12 protein-coding genes and 1 pseudogene are annotated in these 18,287 nt (G+C 46.4%); 2 read left to right on the top strand and 11 right to left on the bottom strand.

Annotation, left to right across the window (positions count from 1 at the left end; all coding sequences use genetic code 11):
- Positions 1-14 precede the first annotated feature (14 nt).
- The 8 genes from dusB to QUF19_RS16005 all read right to left on the bottom strand — a co-directional run bounded on the left by dusB (position 15) and on the right by QUF19_RS16005 (position 9,521).
- Complete coding sequence (gene dusB, locus QUF19_RS16040) at positions 15-983, bottom strand: tRNA dihydrouridine synthase DusB (protein ID WP_017104592.1); 969 nt, start codon at positions 981-983, stop codon at positions 15-17.
- A 141-nt stretch (positions 984-1,124) separates the two neighbouring features.
- A complete protein-coding gene (gene prmA / locus QUF19_RS16035; protein WP_102340142.1) occupies positions 1,125-2,012 on the bottom strand; it encodes a 50S ribosomal protein L11 methyltransferase in 888 nt (295 codons plus the stop codon).
- Positions 2,013-2,218: 206 nt separating this feature from the next.
- A complete protein-coding gene (gene accC / locus QUF19_RS16030) occupies positions 2,219-3,562 on the bottom strand; it encodes an acetyl-CoA carboxylase biotin carboxylase subunit (RefSeq protein WP_065104157.1) in 1,344 nt (447 codons plus the stop codon).
- Positions 3,563-3,577: 15 nt separating this feature from the next.
- Positions 3,578-4,030 carry an acetyl-CoA carboxylase biotin carboxyl carrier protein gene (gene accB, locus QUF19_RS16025; RefSeq protein WP_286294963.1) on the bottom strand — a complete coding sequence of 151 codons (453 nt, stop codon included), beginning with the start codon at positions 4,028-4,030 and terminating at the stop codon, positions 3,578-3,580.
- Positions 4,031-4,104: 74 nt separating this feature from the next.
- Positions 4,105-4,554 (bottom strand): type II 3-dehydroquinate dehydratase, encoded by a 450-nt coding sequence (aroQ, locus tag QUF19_RS16020; protein WP_004729735.1) that lies wholly within the window; start codon positions 4,552-4,554, stop codon positions 4,105-4,107.
- 322 nt (positions 4,555-4,876) lie between these two features.
- Complete coding sequence (gene acs, locus QUF19_RS16015) at positions 4,877-6,826, bottom strand: acetate--CoA ligase (protein ID WP_286294961.1); 1,950 nt, start codon at positions 6,824-6,826, stop codon at positions 4,877-4,879.
- Positions 6,827-7,044: 218 nt separating this feature from the next.
- Positions 7,045-7,677: a 3'-5' exonuclease gene (locus QUF19_RS16010; protein WP_286294960.1), complete on the bottom strand. Its 633-nt coding sequence runs from the start codon at positions 7,675-7,677 to the stop codon at positions 7,045-7,047.
- Between the two features lie 11 nt (positions 7,678-7,688).
- Positions 7,689-9,521 carry a DUF294 nucleotidyltransferase-like domain-containing protein gene (locus QUF19_RS16005; protein WP_286294959.1) on the bottom strand — a complete coding sequence of 611 codons (1,833 nt, stop codon included), beginning with the start codon at positions 9,519-9,521 and terminating at the stop codon, positions 7,689-7,691.
- A 230-nt stretch (positions 9,522-9,751) separates the two neighbouring features.
- Here QUF19_RS16005 and QUF19_RS16000 point away from each other — a divergent pair, with 230 nt between their 5' ends.
- Together QUF19_RS16000 and QUF19_RS15995 are read left to right on the top strand one after the other, a co-directional pair.
- Positions 9,752-10,942, top strand: coding sequence for a 3-phenylpropionate MFS transporter (locus QUF19_RS16000; protein WP_286294957.1), 1,191 nt, complete (start codon positions 9,752-9,754; stop codon positions 10,940-10,942).
- 111 nt (positions 10,943-11,053) lie between these two features.
- Entirely contained in the window at positions 11,054-14,485 is a 3,432-nt protein-coding gene (locus QUF19_RS15995; protein ID WP_286294956.1) for a hybrid sensor histidine kinase/response regulator, read from the top strand.
- Positions 14,486-14,600: 115 nt separating this feature from the next.
- Here the strand turns inward: QUF19_RS15995 and QUF19_RS15990 are convergent.
- The 3 genes and pseudogenes from QUF19_RS15990 to QUF19_RS15980 all read right to left on the bottom strand — a co-directional run bounded on the left by QUF19_RS15990 (position 14,601) and on the right by QUF19_RS15980 (position 18,286).
- Positions 14,601-15,973 (bottom strand): annotated as a pseudogene (locus QUF19_RS15990) (class II fumarate hydratase).
- 12 nt (positions 15,974-15,985) lie between these two features.
- Complete coding sequence (locus tag QUF19_RS15985) at positions 15,986-16,369, bottom strand: hypothetical protein (protein WP_286294955.1); 384 nt, start codon at positions 16,367-16,369, stop codon at positions 15,986-15,988.
- Positions 16,370-16,582: 213 nt separating this feature from the next.
- Positions 16,583-18,286, bottom strand: coding sequence for a sodium:solute symporter family protein (locus tag QUF19_RS15980; protein WP_286294953.1), 1,704 nt, complete (start codon positions 18,284-18,286; stop codon positions 16,583-16,585).
- Position 18,287: the final 1 nt, after the last annotated feature.

Here is an 18,287-nt window from a genome sequence, read left to right as displayed (position 1 = left end):
AGCTCTTCTCGTAATTATGGTGCAACGTTATCAAAAAAACCTTCTAGCGCTTCAAGCTGCAGATCACCTGCTTCGAATGCGTTGAAGGTACGGCGAAACTCACTCGCTTGTTCATGTTCTTTTAGATACCAACCCACATGCTTACGAGCAATGCGGGGGCCTAAAAACTCGCCATAAAATTCATGTAGAGCGTTCACATGGCCAAGCATGATGTCTTTCACTTCCGAAGTCGGGAGCGGGTCCATCGTGGTGCCGTTTTCCAAATAGTGTAGGATTTCGTTAAAAATCCAAGGGCGTCCTTGGGCAGGTCGACCTATCATTAAAGCATCAGCGCCAGTGTACTCCAGCACAAACTTAGCTTTTTCCGGGCTATCGATATCACCGTTAGCGATAACCGGAATAGATACTGCTTGTTTTGCTGCTTTAATGTGTTTGTATTCTGCCTCACCTTTGTACATACAAGCGCGAGTTCTCCCGTGAAGGGCAAGAGCTTGTATGCCGCAGTCTTCGGCTATTTTAGCGATTTGGACACAGTTTCTATTGTCTGTATCCCAGCCTGTGCGCGTTTTCAACGTTACTGGAACGTCGACAGCATTTACCACAGCCTTCAGAATATCTTCAATGAGTTCTGGATGCTGAAGTAGGGCTGAGCCCGCAAGCTTTTTATTCACTTTTTTGGCTGGACAACCCATATTGATATCGATGATTTGCGCACCGTTAGCAACATTGAATTGAGCAGCCTCGGCCATAAGCTGTGGATCTGCACCAGCGATTTGTACTGAACGAATGCCCGATTCGCCTTCATGTACCATACGCTGCTGAGACTTTGACGTTTTCCAAACTTTCGGATTGGAGGACATCATTTCACTGACTGCCATCCCCGCACCGTAACGAAGACACAACTCACGGAATGGTCTATCCGTTACGCCAGCCATAGGAGCGACGATTAGATTGTTCTTAAGTTGATAATTTCCGATTTTCAAAAAATGTCATCACAGTTCTGTACCAGCAAGGGCGCGCATTTTACGCATTTTTTCGCTGCGTGAAAAGACTAATATTTGAGCATTTACAATTTGTTTTTGTAATTTGCTTAAAATTCAGTCAATTAGCGCCCAAAGTCTTGTCTAGCCTTGCTTGCGACCAGAGATTCGACACCATTCTTGTTGTTCAATGATTGGATCAATGTGAAGCTCATCACGATAATAAGTCGCAACATCTTCTGCTTGTGTATCCAAAACACCCGACATCGCAAGCACGCCAGTTGGCTTAATTAGGCCTTTGATGATGCCTGAAAGGTCGCGTAAAGGACCTGCAAGGATGTTAGCAACAACAACGTCAGCAATCAGACCTTCAGGTTGGTCTTGAGGTAGGAACACCTCTAACTGCTCAGCAACACCATTGCGTTGTGCGTTGTCTTTTGAAGCAAGCAGAGCTTGAGGATCAATGTCGATCCCGATAACTTTTGCAGCACCCAGTTTGATCGCAGCGATCGCAAGAATGCCTGAACCACAACCGAAGTCGATCACGGTTTTGCCTGTAAGGTCTAAGCCTTCAAGCCATTCAAGACACAACGCCGTTGTTGGGTGAGTACCAGTACCAAATGCAAGACCAGGGTCTAACATGACGTTCACAGCGTCAGGTTCTGGGATATCACGCCAGCTCGGGCAGATCCAAAGACGCTCACCAAACTTCATTGGGTGGAAGTTATCCATCCATTCACGTTCCCAATCCTTGTCTTCAATCTGTTCGATTTTATGAGCAAAGTCTGCAGGGAACATGTTGCTTGCTTTAATCTGCGCTAGAACGACACCAGTATCAATCTCAGCGTCGTATAGCGCGAGAATGTCAGTATCACCCCAAAGGCGAGTTTCACCCGGCAGAGGCTCAAATACAGGGGTATCTTGTGCATCCAGGAAAGTTACAGAAAGAGCACCAGTCTCTTCCATTAACATGTCGCCGATTTGTTCGGCATTTTCATTGGTCGCATTAAGCTTGATTTGAATCCAAGGCATGGCTGCATCTTCTATATGAGAAAAATTGGATGGGGAGTCTAGCAGAAAATATGAGCAAATTCACCAAAACACCGCGGATTATAAGAGGGATTATCGATTGATTTTTGCGAGTGTTTAAAAACAAAAATGCCCACCGAAGTGAGCATTTATTACTGTTCTACAGAGAACGTATTACGGAAGACTAGCTTCTGTTGCAGGCCAAGCTTCTATTGCAGACCAAGCTTCTTCTCAAGGTAGTGGATGTTTGCACCACCGTGTTGGAAGTTTTCGTCGTTCATAATCGCTAATTGCAGCTCAGTATTGACGTTGATACCTTCAACAATCATTTCTGCTAGTGCGTTCTTCATACGTGCAATCGCTACGTCACGGTTCTCACCGTAAGTGATCAGCTTGCCGATCATTGAATCGTAATGCGGTGGCACTGTGTAGCCCGTGTAGATATGAGATTCCCAACGAACACCCATGCCGCCTGGTGCGTGGAAACGTTCAATCTTACCTGGTGAAGGTAGGAAGCGAACTGGATCTTCAGCATTGATACGACATTCGATTGAGTGGCCACGCAGTTTAATATCATCCTGTGTGAATGATAGAGGCTGACCAGCAGCAATGCGAAGTTGCTCTTTCACTAGGTCGATGCCCGTTACCATTTCAGTAATCGTGTGCTCAACCTGGATACGAGTGTTCATTTCGATGAAGTAGAACTCACCGTTCTCGTATAGGAATTCAAATGTACCTGCGCCGCGGTAACCAATCTCAAGACATGCACGAGTACAACGGTCGCCGATGTATTTACGCATTTCTTCAGTGATACCTGGTGCTGGAGCTTCTTCCACAACTTTCTGGTGACGACGCTGCATTGAACAGTCACGCTCACCTAGGTGGATAGCATTACCTTGGCCATCTGCAAGCACTTGTACTTCAATGTGACGTGGGTTTTCTAGGAATTTCTCCATGTAAACCATGTCGTTGTTGAAACATGCTTTTGCTTCAGCACGAGTCATCGCGATAGCTTCTGTTAGTTCTTTTTCAGTACGAACAACACGCATACCACGACCGCCGCCGCCGCCAGATGCCTTGATGATTACAGGGAAGCCAATGCGCTTAGCGTGCGCTTTGTTTTTCACTTCATCGTCATCAAGAGGACCGTCAGAACCTGGTACACAAGGTACGCCAGCTTTTTTCATTGACGTGATAGCTGACACTTTGTCACCCATCATGCGAATGGTTTCAGCTTTAGGGCCAACGAAGATAAAACCACTGCGCTCTACCTGTTCTGCAAAGTCTGCATTTTCAGATAGGAAGCCGTAGCCTGGGTGAATAGCGACTGCACCAGTAACTTCAGCTGCGCTGATGATACGAGGGATGTTCAGGTAGCTATCGATACCGCGAGCTGGACCAATACAAATGGTTTCGTCAGCAAGAAGTACGTGCTTAAGATCACGGTCAGCAGTTGAGTGAACCGCTACCGTTTTGATGCCAAGCTCTTTACATGCTCGCAGAATACGCAGTGCAATTTCACCACGGTTTGCGATTACTAATTTATCTAACATAATGAGTGCTCTCTATTATTCGATAATTACTAGAGCTTGGTCGAATTCTACTGGTTGACCGTCTTCAACTAGGATTGCTGTTACAACACCAGACTTATCAGCTTCGATTTGGTTCATCATTTTCATTGCTTCAACGATACATAGAGTTTCGCCAGCAGTTACAGATTGACCAACTTTAACGAATGGTTTTGCATCTGGGCTTGGAGCGCCGTAGAAAGTACCAACCATTGGAGAAAGAACTTGGTGACCAGCTGGAACCGCAGGAGCTGCTGCTTCTGCTGCTACAGGTGCCGCCGCAGGTGTTGCTGCCGCTACTGGAGCTGGAGCCGCTGCATATTGAATAGGCGCTGCAGATACAGGGCTGTTACGACTGATTCGTACTGACTCTTCACCTTCAGAGATCTCTAGCTCAGAAATACCAGACTCTTCAACCAATTCGATTAGCTTTTTGATTTTGCGAATATCCATTGTTTCTTTCTCTTTATCTGTTGATTGAACTTACTCTTTGACTGAGTAGGTTAGTAATAGTTCGTTGTTTTTATTTACTTTGCGTTGAGCTTGTTGAGCGCAGCCGTCAAAGCAAATTGATAACCTTGGGCACCTAAGCCACAAATCACACCTTCTGCTTTATCAGATAGGTAAGAGTGGTGACGGAATGGTTCACGTGCGTGAACATTCGATAGATGAACCTCAATAAATGGGATAGCAACACCAAGTAGTGCATCACGCAACGCCACACTGGTATGTGTAAAGGCCGCTGGGTTGATAATAATGAAATCAACATTTTGATAAGCACTATGGATAGCTTCAATCAGTTCATACTCACGATTTGACTGTAAGTGAGACAGCTCAACATCTTGTGTTTTCGCTTGCTCGGTCAAAGAGCTAATAATCTGGTCAAGTGTTTGAGAACCGTAGTGTGCAGGCTCTCTAAGGCCTAACAGGTTAAGGTTTGGGCCATTTAAAACTAGAATGCGAAACTTTGTAGACATTGTGGGGCTATCTTCCTTTATCGTGTTTACGAATGTGAATGTTGCCATTTTATTGAAAATTTGGGGTTAATTTCCAGTAAGAAAAACCCAAATTTAAAAATTAGAACCAGATTATAGCTAATTCAGCGCAAATCGCAGCAATTTACTGGTCTAATCTCCTATAAGTACGGCATGAAATTGTTATCAACTTAACAAAAAACCGCGATTGCCTTAATTTTATCGAAGATATTTGAGATCAAGATCAGCCATAAAAAAACCGCCACATAGGTGACGGTTTATTAATGGCTGTTTTAAACAGTGATTAGCTAGTGTGACGGGTTGCTTATGCCAGTTCAGCTTTCTCTGCAATCAGTTTATCGACCACGCTTGGGTCTGCCAGTGTCGACGTATCGCCTAGGTTGCCAGTATCGCCTGTGGCAATCTTACGTAAGATACGACGCATGATTTTACCCGAACGAGTTTTCGGCAGAGAGTCTGTCCAATGCAAAACGTCTGGTGTTGCGATTGGGCCAATCTCTTTACGTACCCAGTCTTTCACTTCTTTATGAAGCTCTGCGGTTGGGAACTCACCATCATTAAGCGTGATATAAGCGTAAATTGCTTGGCCTTTAATATCATGAGGAATACCCACAATCGCTGCCTCTGCAATTTTATCGAACGCCACTAGCGCCGATTCAATCTCAGCGGTACCCATACGGTGACCTGATACGTTAAGCACGTCATCGACACGACCCGTAATCCAGTAGTAACCGTCTTCATCACGACGAGCACCATCACTAGTGAAGTACATGCCTTTAAAGGTAGAGAAGTAAGTCTGCTCAAAACGGTCATGATCGCCATGTACGGTACGCATTTGTCCCGGCCAAGAGTCAAGAATCACAAGGTTGCCGTCTGTTGCACCCTCAATGATGTTGCCCATGTTGTCGACAAGCGCGGGTTGCACACCGAAGAATGGACGAGTCGCTGAACCCGGTTTTAGGTCTGTTGCGCCCGGTAGTGGAGCGATTAAGATGCCGCCCGTTTCTGTTTGCCACCATGTATCGACAATTGGAGACTGCTCGTTACCAATTGTTTTGTAGTACCACTCCCACGCTTCTGGGTTGATAGGTTCACCTACCGAGCCCATGACTCTTAGGCTGTCACGAGAAGTCCCTTCAACCGCTTCATTGCCTTTCGCCATCAATGCACGAATAGCCGTTGGCGCAGTATAAAGAATATTAACTTTGTGCTTATCGACCACTTCACTCATGCGGCTGGTGTTCGGGTAATTCGGCACGCCTTCAAACAGAATGGTTTTCGCACCATTAGCAAGCGGTCCATAAACAAGGTAAGTGTGACCAGTAATCCAACCCACATCCGCAGTACACCAGAAGGTTTCGCCTTCTTGGTAGTCGAATACGTATTTGAAGGTCATAGCTGCATAAACAAGGTAACCACCTGTGGTGTGCATTACACCCTTAGGTTTACCTGTTGAGCCTGATGTATAAAGAATGAATAGTGGATCTTCTGCATTCATCTCTTCAGGTGGGCAATCAGCTGATACGTTTGCGATAGCATCATGCCACCATACATCACGGTGTTCGTGCCAAGCAACATCACCACCAGTACGCTTGAATACCACAACCTTCTCGATGTTCTTCACTTCAGGGTTAGTGAGTGCTTCATCGACATTCTTCTTCAGTGGAACAGCGCGGCCGCCACGCACGCCTTCATCGGCAGTGATAACGACTTTAGAATTTGAATCGATAATACGACCAGAAAGTGCTTCAGGTGAGAAACCACCGAATACCACTGTGTGAACCGCGCCGATACGGGTACATGCCAGCATCGCAACTGCAGCTTCTGGAACCATTGGCATGTATAAACAAACCACATCACCTTTACGTACGCCTTGCTCTTTCAGAGCATTTGAAAACAGGCACACTTCTTTGTGTAGTTCATTAAAAGTTAGAGTTTTATCATCGGCAGGGTCATCACCTTCCCAGATGATTGCGACTTCACCACCGCGTTCAGCAAGGTGACGGTCGATACAGTTAGCCGAAACGTTAAGCGTGCCATCTTCAAACCAGCGAATATCAATGTGGCCAGGGTCGAAAGAGGTATTTTTTACTTGTGTGAAAGGCTTAATCCAATCAACGATTTTTCCGTGTTCACCCCAAAAGCCTTCAGGGTCAGAAACAGATTGTTGGTACATGGCTAGGTAAGTGTCATTATCCGCGTGTGTGGTTGATTTAATACTTTCTTTTACCGGATAAACGTGGGCTTCACTCATTGCATCTCTCCTTGTGCCTACATTCTTAATGAACTGGCAACTTCCTTTGTGTTCAGTTTCTAAGTCTATTACAGGACCGTCGTTGTGCTATCACTCTCGGCTAGGACGGCGATTTCCACAATTAGACTTTAGGATGAGACGCCGCTTTTCACTTACAAAATAGCGAGTTAAGTTCATTTTTGCGATATTGCTCTCTATGTAGAGAGGCAATGGTTGAATTAAGAATAAGAAGAGTTGAAACGAGGTAAATCACCGTGTTTAAGGCGAACAAAGATCAGCGCAGCGGAGATAGCATCTTGTAATGCATCATGTTTATTGACTGGGATCGGTAAATCCAGCTGGCGGCAGATGGCGTCCATACTGAGATCGAAGTAGGCATTGGGAAGCTGTCTTTCGAGTTTGTCTTGATAGAGCAGGCTCACTTCGACTAATCGGTTAGGCAGTGGGAATCCGAGTTGTTTTAAACAGGCGCGGTCGAGAATTTTCTTGTCATAGCGGATGTGGTAACCGACTAAAGGACGATTACCAATGAAGTCGAGCAGTTCGATTAAGGCCTGTTTTTCTTCAATACCGTGTTTTAGATCTTGATGGCGAATGCGATGAATTTTGATTGAATTGCAATCGAGCGATTGAGGGGCTCGTAGCCGGACTTCAAAAGGTTGGCTGGTAATGATTCGGTTACCGATGATCTTGGTCGCGGCAATGGTGACCAGTTCGGCCTGATTGGGGTCGAGGCTGGTGGTTTCACAATCAAGAGATACGTATTCGTGATCAACAGGCGCCGCAAACAGAGGCTGATAAGGAGAGCCTTTGAGTTTGTGATGCCAGTAATAACGAACCAATCTATTCATCGTTCAGTCGTCTAATCCCTTATCTGATAATGGTAGCCAAGCCATTGCTTGAACTTCTTGACCACATGCAGGCTATGACGAAGTAAGTCTCGGTCAGCCCGTTCCATCAGTTTGACGTCGATTTTATTGCTGCTGTGTTGCTGTGAGAGCCTTTGTGCCAAGCGCCACTTAAAGAACTGTTTGAGTGCTCCATTGAGGTTGTCCGCGGTACTTTGCTCTAACACTTTCTTGTTAACCAGCTGTTCAATACGCTCAAAGGTGTTGTTCACCGTCACACCATGCTCAAGACAAAGTGCTCTCACACCGTGCACAATCGGGAAAATACCACCTTGTTTGATATCGAGCCCTGACTTGGATTTTTTCACATTACCAAACAGGGTGAGGGGAACTGAAAAGTTAAGAGCAGGGCGGCAGAATTCAGTCAGAATCAATTCTTGTCCTAGCATCAAATCACTCAGGTGTTGTTTGACCGGATTTAATAGTTCTCTGTTACCCGCAACGGCATGTGCATCCGCCATGATGGCAATATCCATCACGGTATCGGGCGTTGCTTTTTTTACCCAACGGGTGAGCGTTTGTTTCCACTCTTGCTCTGAATGCACCCATTTCGGATTGTTGACCATCACGTTGCCCGGGCAGAGTGGATAGCCCAATTGCTGCAATGTATGAGTTAGGTCGTTCATGGCGCTCTGGCATTGGTGCCACTCCAAACCATCTTGAATAATCAGCGCATTATCTTGGTCGGTTTTAAGGATTTGTTCTCCTCGGCCTTCAGATCCCAATACGATCAGGCAGCAATGATTATGCAATGCAGGTGGGATAACCAACTCAAACGCTTTCTCTATAATCTGTTCATTTACGGCCGAAATTAGCTCCATGATGAATCGTGTACGAATACCGTTGCTGAGTAGGCTTTCGACCAGTTGACGTTGTTTATTGGAGGCTAATGCCAGCTCTTCAATGCTGGTGGCTCGCGCAATACGCAAAGTAAGAACGTGAGAATGAGTAGAGAATGCACTCAAAATCTGCGTCATATCCACCATACCAACAGCATTTGGACCATCACAAACCATCAGCCTTTTTACGCGATTTCGGGTCATGGTGATCATGGCGTTAAACAAGAAGTCCCCTTGATTAACGTGCAGTACCGGGAACGTTGCTATCTCGCCAACCGCGGTATCGAGCGGATGATTATCGAGCATCACCGCGTGCAATAAATTGGTTCTTGTGACGATTCCATACGGAAAGGAACATGATGATCCAAAAGCTTTTGGATCATCATGTTCTAAATGAACCAAGGCCGAGTCCAACCCTTGTTCTTTAAGGGTTTGAGTAACTTGGTTGATAGGTTGGCCGGGTTCCAGTATCAGTGGCGGGTGATAGATCGACTCGTCCACTTTGGTCAGTATGAACTCGGCAAGATTCTGTTGCTGTTGAGCGGCTTCTATCAGCGCTTTTCGTGTCGAAAGGTTGCTATCAAAGTAAGCGGCAAACTGGCCATTGGCGTGGTAAAGATCGAGAAAGATATCGGTTGGCAGTAGATAACTTAACGTATCTTCAAGCGCGATATATTGGTGTTTGGTGTGAGGCTCAAACTGACTGCGTACATCGAATATATCGTCATTGGCATAGTGTGCGTAGATCTCTCCATCGCTGCTCGCGCGCTCTTCAACAGCGCCTTTAATCAGAATATGCAGATGGCGACTTGGGCGGTCTGCCTCCAATATCACCTCGTGTGCTCGGTAATAAACCACATCCAATGAAGAGCGCAGTGTTAACTGCTCCGTGTCGGACAGGCTATCGAAGGGCGGGTGCTGCATATTAAATTTATCAGGCATAAGCATCGAAAGAAGTAGGAGTCTCTTTTCAGTCTGACAAATTACTAGCGAAGCTCCAGACGACTTTAGTCTAAATGCGATCGTGGGTGTTGGTGAGCGCCGGATACCTCAGTTAAATGGGATATCGATATTCATTGAATACAGGAATGCTATCTCCTCAATAATTCCCTTTTTCATCGTATGCGACGTAGGCATAATTGGTTCTGCCTTTTTCTGCACATTTTTATAGGTCGCCTATGTTTAGTCCTTCCCCTTATGGCTGGATATCCCAGTATTTTCTTGGTTTCTTTTTTGCTTATGGCGTTTATTTGCCATTCTGGGCGCTGTGGTTTGAAGACCAAGGCGTTTCTGCGGGTGACATTGGTGTCTTAATTGGTATTGGTTTTGCGACGCGCTGTGTTGCTAACCTCGTGATTACGCCACGTATCCATAAAGTTGAGCATTTAATGCCGGCTTTGCGTTGCTTGAGTTTCGCGGCACTGCTGTTTGTTGGCTTCCATTTCTTCACTGGCGGCAGCTTCATATTGATGTTGCTGGCAACGGTTTTGTTTAACCTCTGTTATGGGCCAATCATTCCACTTTCGGATGCAATGGCTAACCACTACAGCCGTCTTAATATGCTCGACTACGGACGTACTCGTTTATGGGGTTCGATTGCCTTTATTGCCGGTTCGACTGTGGTTGGTTATTTGGTCGCGCAATTCGGGACTGACATGATTTTGTATACGGCGTTTGCTGGTGTGCTGATGTCATTAGTGTTGGCGATGAGAAACCCTAACGTGATGCCGGTGACACACTCCGAGCAACAGGCAGTACGACCAAAATTAGGTGAGTTACTAAGAGAGTCGTCAGTGGTTAAGTTTTTAGCCTTGATGGCGCTGCTGCAAGGTAGCCATGCAGCTTATTACAGCTTTAGTGCGATTTATTGGAAAGAGGCGGGTCACTCTGAAGCGATTATTGGTTACTTGTGGAGTCTAGGTGTTGTCGCAGAAGTGGCTGTGTTTGCTTTGAGCAAGCGACTGTTTTCTGGAATCACGTTACGTACTCTGTTCGTGATAGCAGCATTAGGTGTGATGGCTCGCTGGGGTATAACCGCATCGACCACCGCGATCGCGGCTTTGATTCTTGTGCAATTGCTTCACGGCGTGACATTCGTCATGGCGCACATCGCTGCGATTCAATACATCCAATCTGAAGAACAGAACAAGATGGTTGCCCTGCAAGCTCTGTACAACGCAATCCCACTGGGTGCCTTTATCGCGCTAATGACGACCTTAAGTGGTTGGGGTTATGAGCTTTGGGGTGCGAATATTTTCTGGGGTATGGCTGCGATGGGTGGATTGGCCTTGTTCATTAAGCTGGATGAAAGAAGTTCAGTCGTTGAGGTCAATCAAACAGCCTCAGCTCAATCTGATGCTCAGAATTAAAGCCCAAAGCACAGAATTTAAGCGATGCGATTGAGTTAAACGCACTTCCCTAGTTAAATGAAACCTCTCCCTTATGGAGAGGTTTTTTTATGGATGAAGAAAGGGTTTTCAATGCAAGGATGGGTAGTAATTCCAGTCTCTTTAGCTTACTTGGGCGTGTTATTTCTGATCGCGTGGTATGGAGACAGGCAAGTTCGTTGGTTATCACGCTGGCGTCCATGGATCTATAGCCTTTCTATTGCGGTGTATTGTACCTCTTGGACCTTCTATGGAACGGTCGGGCAGGCCAGTAATAACCCTTGGTCATTCTTACCCATTTACCTCGCCCCTATTTTAGTTTTCACGTTGGGGTGGCGGATCTTAGCTCGGCTGATCCTCATCGCGAAGCGTGAACATATCACCTCTATTGCCGACTTTATCGCGGCTCGTTATGGAAAATCTCAGGGCTTGGCTGTTGCCGTCACTGTGATTGCCGTGGTCGGTATTCTTCCTTATATTGCGCTACAGTTGCGTGGTATCACGATGGGCTTGGAGATTGTCGCCCCCGATCTCGCCGAAGATTTTGGATATCAGAATTATCACGTCTCTTGGTTTGTGGTCGGTGCATTAGCGATTTTTACGATGCTGTTTGGTACTCGGCACATCGATAACACAGAACATCACCGTGGCATGATGATGGCGGTGGCGTTTGAGTCGATTGTTAAGTTAGCGGCCTTTTTGATTGTTGGTCTGTTTATCATTTACCTCGCAATGAGCAGCGATAAAATCGACCTGCTTGATGTTGCGGCTTCCACTTATGAATCGCCCAATATTCCCACGTTAGTGATTCACACCATTCTCACGATGTTGGCGATTGTCTGTCTACCACGTCAGTTCCACACCATGGTGGTTGAAAACGAACGACCTCAGGATTTACACACCGCTCGTTGGTTATTTCCTCTTTATCTCATTCTTATGGGGCTGTTTGTTCTACCGATTGCGTGGGCTGGTCAGGGGTTACTTACGGGTATGCCGGCGGATACCTATGTGATCAGCGTGCCGATGGCAGAAGGGGCTAATCATATTGCCTTGCTGGCTTTTCTTGGGGGTACCTCGGCGGCGAGTGGCATGGTGATTGTCTCGACAATTGCATTAGCGATCATGGTATCGAATGACTTAGTGATGCCACTGTTGCTGCGCCGTATGCGCTTGACGCAAAGAACGCATAAACATTTTTCTGGCTTGTTATTGGTGATTCGTCGTGGGCTGATCTTATTACTGTTGCTGGGTGCTTGGGCATTTTATCAGGCGCTCGATACCATTCATTCTTTGTCGGCGATCGGCTTTCTCTCCTTTGCGGCAATTGCGCAGTTTGCCCCCGCCTTGATCGGTGGTTTGTATTGGCGTCTGGGCAATCGAAAGGGCGTTTATGTTGGCTTATTAGTCGGTTCAGTGATTTGGCTGATCACCCTGATGAGTCAAACTAGTATGTTGGCGGGTGATAGCGACAGTAATTTATTGCTTTGGATTATTACGCCGCCAGAGCTGCTGAGTAGTTGGGATGTCAGCAGTTCAAACTGGGGTATCGTGATGAGTATCTTACTCAATACCCTGTGTTATGTCGTGGTCTCGATGACGACACGACCAAGCCTAAGTGAGCGCTTACAATCGGCAGCATTCGTTGGTACGCCACTGCCAGAAAATGAAAATATCAGCCTCTATCAGAATCGAGTCACGGTCGCCGAATTAGAGATGCTCGCCTCACGTTTTGTGGGTCGTAAGCGAGCGAAAAGTGCCTTACACAGTTATTGGCAGCAACACGGTCAGCCTCTGCTTCCAAATCAACAAGCACCCGCGAGTTTGATTCGACACGCAGAGCGCGTGCTCGCTGGGGTCTTCGGTGCTTCTTCCGCTAAGTTAGTACTCACTTCCGCCTTGCAAGGCAGGAATATGCAGCTTGAGGAAGTGGCGACCATCGTTGATGAAGCCTCTGAACTGTATGATTTCAGCCGTGGTTTGTTGCAAGGTGCGATTGAACACATAGGCCAAGGCATTGCAGTAATTGATAAGCAGATGAGGCTGGTGGCGTGGAATCAACGTTACTTAGAACTGTTTGAATTCCCTGTTGGCTTGATTCAAGTCGGCCGACCCATTTCAGATGTGATTCGTCACAATGCTCAGCAAGGTTTGTGTGGTCCTGGCGACCCGGAAGATCACGTTCGCCGCCGTGTTTATCACCTTGAACAAGGCACGCGACATACCTCATCTCGTATTCGTCCTGATGGCCGAGTGATTGAGGTGCAAGGTAACCCAATGCCGAGTGGCGGGTTTGTTATGAGCTTTACCGACATCACGGTATTCAGACAAGCAGAGCAAGCGCTAAAAGATGCCAACGAAAGTTTGGAATCGAGAGTGCATGAGCGAACTCAAGAGCTCGAAAAGCTCAACCAACGCTTAGTTAAAGCCACTCAAATCTCTGACCAAGAATCACAGTCTAAGAGTCGTTTTCTTGCGGCGGTGAGTCACGATTTGATGCAGCCGCTCAATGCCGCACGTCTATTTGCTTCGTCGCTGTCTGAGGTGGCGAAAGAACAAGAGGAGAAGCAGCTTTCGTCTCATATCGAAAGTGCGTTGGGTGCAGCTGAAGACTTGATTGGCGACTTGCTTGATATCTCTCGATTGGAGTCAGGAAAATTAGAAACCAACATTCACGCGATTGCCGTGCATGATGTGCTGACCAACTTGAATGCTGAATTTAGCGCTTTGGCAACGCAGCAGAAGATCCAATTCCAGATGATCCCATCATCACTGTTTATTCACTCGGATCCTAAGTTATTAAGACGCGTGATTCAGAACTTTTTGACTAATGCGTTCCGTTATAACCCTGAAGGAAAAGTGGTCCTCGGCGCGAGACGAGTGAATGGTCAGGTACGAATTGATGTGTGGGATAACGGAACCGGTATCGACGAAGATAAGCAACAAGAGATCTTCGAAGAGTTTACGCGTGGTAGCCAAGTTCGTGCCGATCAAGGTTTGGGATTAGGGTTAGCGATCTCCAAAGGTATTGCCCATGTGCTTGGTCATCAAATATCGATGCGTTCATGGCCGGGAGAAGGCAGCGTCTTTTCCATCACCTTAACGAGAGCTGAAAAGGTGGCTCCGGTTGTGCAAGCTTCTACGCCAATGGCGACCAGCGATATCGAACATCTAAAAATACTGTGTGTCGATAATGAACGAGAAATCTTAGTTGGTATGGAAAACTTGATAGGTCGTTGGGGCTGTGAGGTTAAGACCGCCGTCGACTTAGTCGAAAGCTTGAAGTGTCTCGATGATGATTGGCAACCAGATGTGATTTTCTCGGATTACCGCCTCGATAATGGTCGAACTGGACTCGAAGTGTTGCAGCAATGCCGTTTACGTCTTGGGGACTCTTTTGAGGGTGTCATTATCAGTGCTGATAGAACCGATGACATGTTGGCTGCGATAAAGGCCAACAGCTTCAGCTTTATTGCTAAGCCAGTGAAGCCACTCAAGTTAAGAGCGGTTTTGAATCGAGTGAGCTAGCTTGAATTAACAGGTTCGGATTAGCACGTTCGGATTTGTGAGTGGATAGTGAAAAGGCCTCGGATGAGGCCTTTTTTGTTTCGGTAAGGAGCGTTAATTCTTGTTCACTGATTCACTAACCTGCAATACCACCCTGCGTCAGTGTGGTTGGATCAAGCAGCGTGCTAAGTTCTTCTCGGCTAAGATCAGTTTCTCTTTCTGCAACATCAAGAATCGGCAAGCCTTCTTAGCAATATCCGCCGCTTTTAGGTAACCAATCACAGGGTTGAGTGCTGTCACCAGAATTGGATTTTTTGAAAGTGCTAAATCAAGATTGTCTTGGCGCACGGTGAAGGTAGCAATCGCTTTATCAGCCAATGCGACTGAACTGTTGGCTAACAGTTCTATGCTTTCTAACACGTTATGAGCAATCACAGGCAGCATCACATTCAGTTGGAAGTTGCCAGACTGCCCAGCCACCGTAATGGTGGTGTCATTACCAATCACTTGAGCTGCCGCCATTGCAGCTGCTTCTGGAATTACAGGGTTCACTTTGCCAGGCATGATCGATGAACCCGGTTGTAGCGCCTGCAACTCAATCTCCCCTAAGCCAGCTAATGGCCCTGAATTCATCCAGCGAAGATCGTTTGAGATCTTCATGATCGCAACTGCTGCAGTTTTAAGCTGACCAGACAATGCGACGATCGCGTCTTGGCTGCTGAGGTTAAAAAAGAAGTTTTCACTCGAGGTAAAACTGATCTTTGTTGATTGAGACAGGTTACTCGCAAACTTATCGGCAAAGCGTGGGTCGGCATTGATCCCCGTACCAACCGCTGTGCCACCTTGAGCAAGCGCCTTGATTGCTGGCAAGCTGCTTTCTATCGCTTGCTTGGCATGTTCAATCTGAAATTTCCAACCACCAAGCTCTTGAGCAAAGGTAATCGGCATCGCATCCATTAGATGAGTACGGCCAGTTTTGACTACTTTAGCCAGCTCATGTTGTTTTACAGTGAGCGCTGCAGAAAGATGGGTTAACGCTGGCAACAACTTGTTTTCTGCCATCAGAGCAACACTGACTTGAATTGCTGTTGGCACTACATCGTTACTGCTTTGCCCCATGTTTACGTGATCATTCGGATTCACGTCACCCTGCAAACTTCTTGAGGCGAGTGTCGCAATCACTTCGTTGGCATTCATGTTAGAGCTGGTGCCAGAACCCGTCTGAAAAACATCAATAGGGAATTGCTCGAGGTGTTTGCCATCGATGATCTCTTGGCTGGCTTCGGCTATCGCGTTGGCAATATCACCTTCTAACAAGCCTAACTGAGCATTAGTATCGGCGGCGGCCAGTTTAATTAACGCCAGTGCTTGAATGAAGCTGGTTGGCATCTTGTGTGAACTGAACGCGAAGTTATCTGCGGCACGTTGAGTTTGTGCTTGGTATAGCGCATCGGCAGGTACTTTCACTTCGCCCATGCTGTCTTTTTCAATCCGAAATTGTAGGGTCATGTTCTATCCTTGTTAGCCAAGTGGGGCTTGGACTTGTTGTAATGTTTGGCTGAGATTCAAAAAACGCGCTTGGCCTTGAGGCTGCTGGCAATAGTGGCGTTTCAAATAAAACAGTGGAGAGTGAATAGAGTCTAGGCAGATATGACGAAAGGTGAAACTGCGGTCAGGAGACTCAATAGCTTCAATTAAATGGAAGAAAACTTGGCGCAGGTACAACTCACACAACAAGATATTTTCTTGGGCGGCATGCTTTTCATAGTAAGCGGAAAGCGTTAGTGCGCACTCGATGTAGTCTCGAATCACAAACGGCTCATGGCCTTGAACTTGCTCTAATGAAGCAAAGCGATCTTGTGCTTTGTAAAACCTCGAATAGAGACCCTGCTGCTCTTTCATCATTATTTGCATCTCTTTATTGGATGTTAATGATAATTATTATCAAATGAAGATTTAAACACAACCCTTATTTTGTCTTTTTATAAAATGTGAGGACAAAAGAAAAAGCCGATACAAAAAGTATCGGCTTTCTTAGAATCAGTACCTAATCCCTACAATGTAAGTACTGATTTATCTTATTGTGTCGCAACTCTTATGAGTGGCTTTTTTTGTTGCTTAGTGGTCGTGAGCTTCACCTGCACCTTTAGGGTAACGGATAGATTCAACCATCTCTTGTACGTCTTGTGGTACTTCAGCTGTCACTTTATTCACTGCAATTGATACTACGAAGTTTAGACACATACCTAGCGTACCGATACCTTCTGGGCTGATACCAAACCACCAGTTTTCCGGTGTGCTTGCTGCTGGGTTAATGAACTTGAAGTAGATGATGTAGCTTGCTGTGAAGGCAATACCTGACAACATACCTGCAATTGCGCCTTCCTTGTTCATCTTCTTGTAGAAGATACCTAGGATGATGGCAGGGAAGAAGGATGCTGCGGCTAAGCCGAAGGCAAACGCTACTACCTGAGCTACGAAACCTGGTGGATTAATCCCTAAGTAACCTGCACCTACAATCGCGACCATGGCGGCCAAACGAGCGGCTAATAGCTCCTGCTTGTCGGTCATGTTCGGTCTGAAGCCTTTCTTCAACAAGTCATGTGAAATCGACGTTGAGATTACCAATAGTAGACCTGCGGCTGTTGATAGTGCGGCTGCTAGGCCACCTGCTGCAAGTAGTGCTACAACCCAGTTTGGTAGTTTTGCTAGCTCTGGAGAAGCCAGTACGATGATGTCACGGTTAATCTTCATCTCGTTGCGTTCATCGCCCGAGTAGAACATTTTGCCATCGCCGTTCTTATCTTCCCAACCTACTAGACCAGTGCTTTCCCAGTTTTTGTACCAGCTTGGTGCGTCTACTGCTGCGACACCTTGCATGTCAGGGCCGTTGATTGTTTCGATCATGTTTACACGAGCGAATGCTGCAACGCCTGGTGCTGTTGTGTATAGCAATGAGATGAACAGTAGTGCCCAACCTGCTGAGATACGAGCATCACGTACTTTTGGTACCGTGAAGAAACGAATGATTACGTGTGGAAGACCAGCAGTACCTACCATTAGAGCTGCACAGATGAAGAATACATCTACCATGCTCTTGTTACCTTCGGTATAGGCGGTAAATCCGAGTTCTTCTGTTAGTCCATCCAGTTTATCAAGTAGGTATACATCGGTACCTGATAGAGTCGAGCCCATACCAACTTGTGGAAGTGGGTTACCTGTCATCATGATTGAGGTAAAGATTGCTGGAACAAGGAAGGCGAAAATGAGGACACAGAATTGAGCTACCTGCGTATAAGTGATGCCTTTCATGCCACCAAGCACTGCGTAGAAGAACACAATACCCATACCAATGATGATGCCTAGGTTAATATCAACTTCTAGGAAACGAGAGAATACAACGCCAACACCACGCATCTGGCCTGCAACGTACGTAAATGATACGAAGATTGCACAGAATACCGCTACCATACGTGCTGTTTTCGAGTAGTAACGTTCACCGATGAAATCAGGAACCGTAAACTGACCGAACTTACGTAGGTAAGGTGCTAAACATAGCGCAAGTAGTACATAACCACCTGTCCAACCCATAAGGTAAACCGCACCGTCGTAACCAACGAATGAGATGATACCTGCCATTGAGATGAATGATGCTGCCGACATCCAGTCAGCGGCTGTTGCCATGCCGTTTGCTACTGGGTGTACGCCGCCGCCAGCAACGTAGAATTCACTGGTTGTTCCAGCGCGAGCCCAGATTGCGATGCCGATATATACTGCAAAAGTAATACCGACGAGAATAAACGTCCAAGTTTGAATATCCATG

The organism is Vibrio sp. FE10, assembly GCF_030297155.1.
In the GTDB taxonomy this organism is placed as follows: domain Bacteria; phylum Pseudomonadota; class Gammaproteobacteria; order Enterobacterales; family Vibrionaceae; genus Vibrio; species Vibrio apostichopi.
This window is presented reverse-complemented; position numbering and strand designations above follow the sequence as displayed.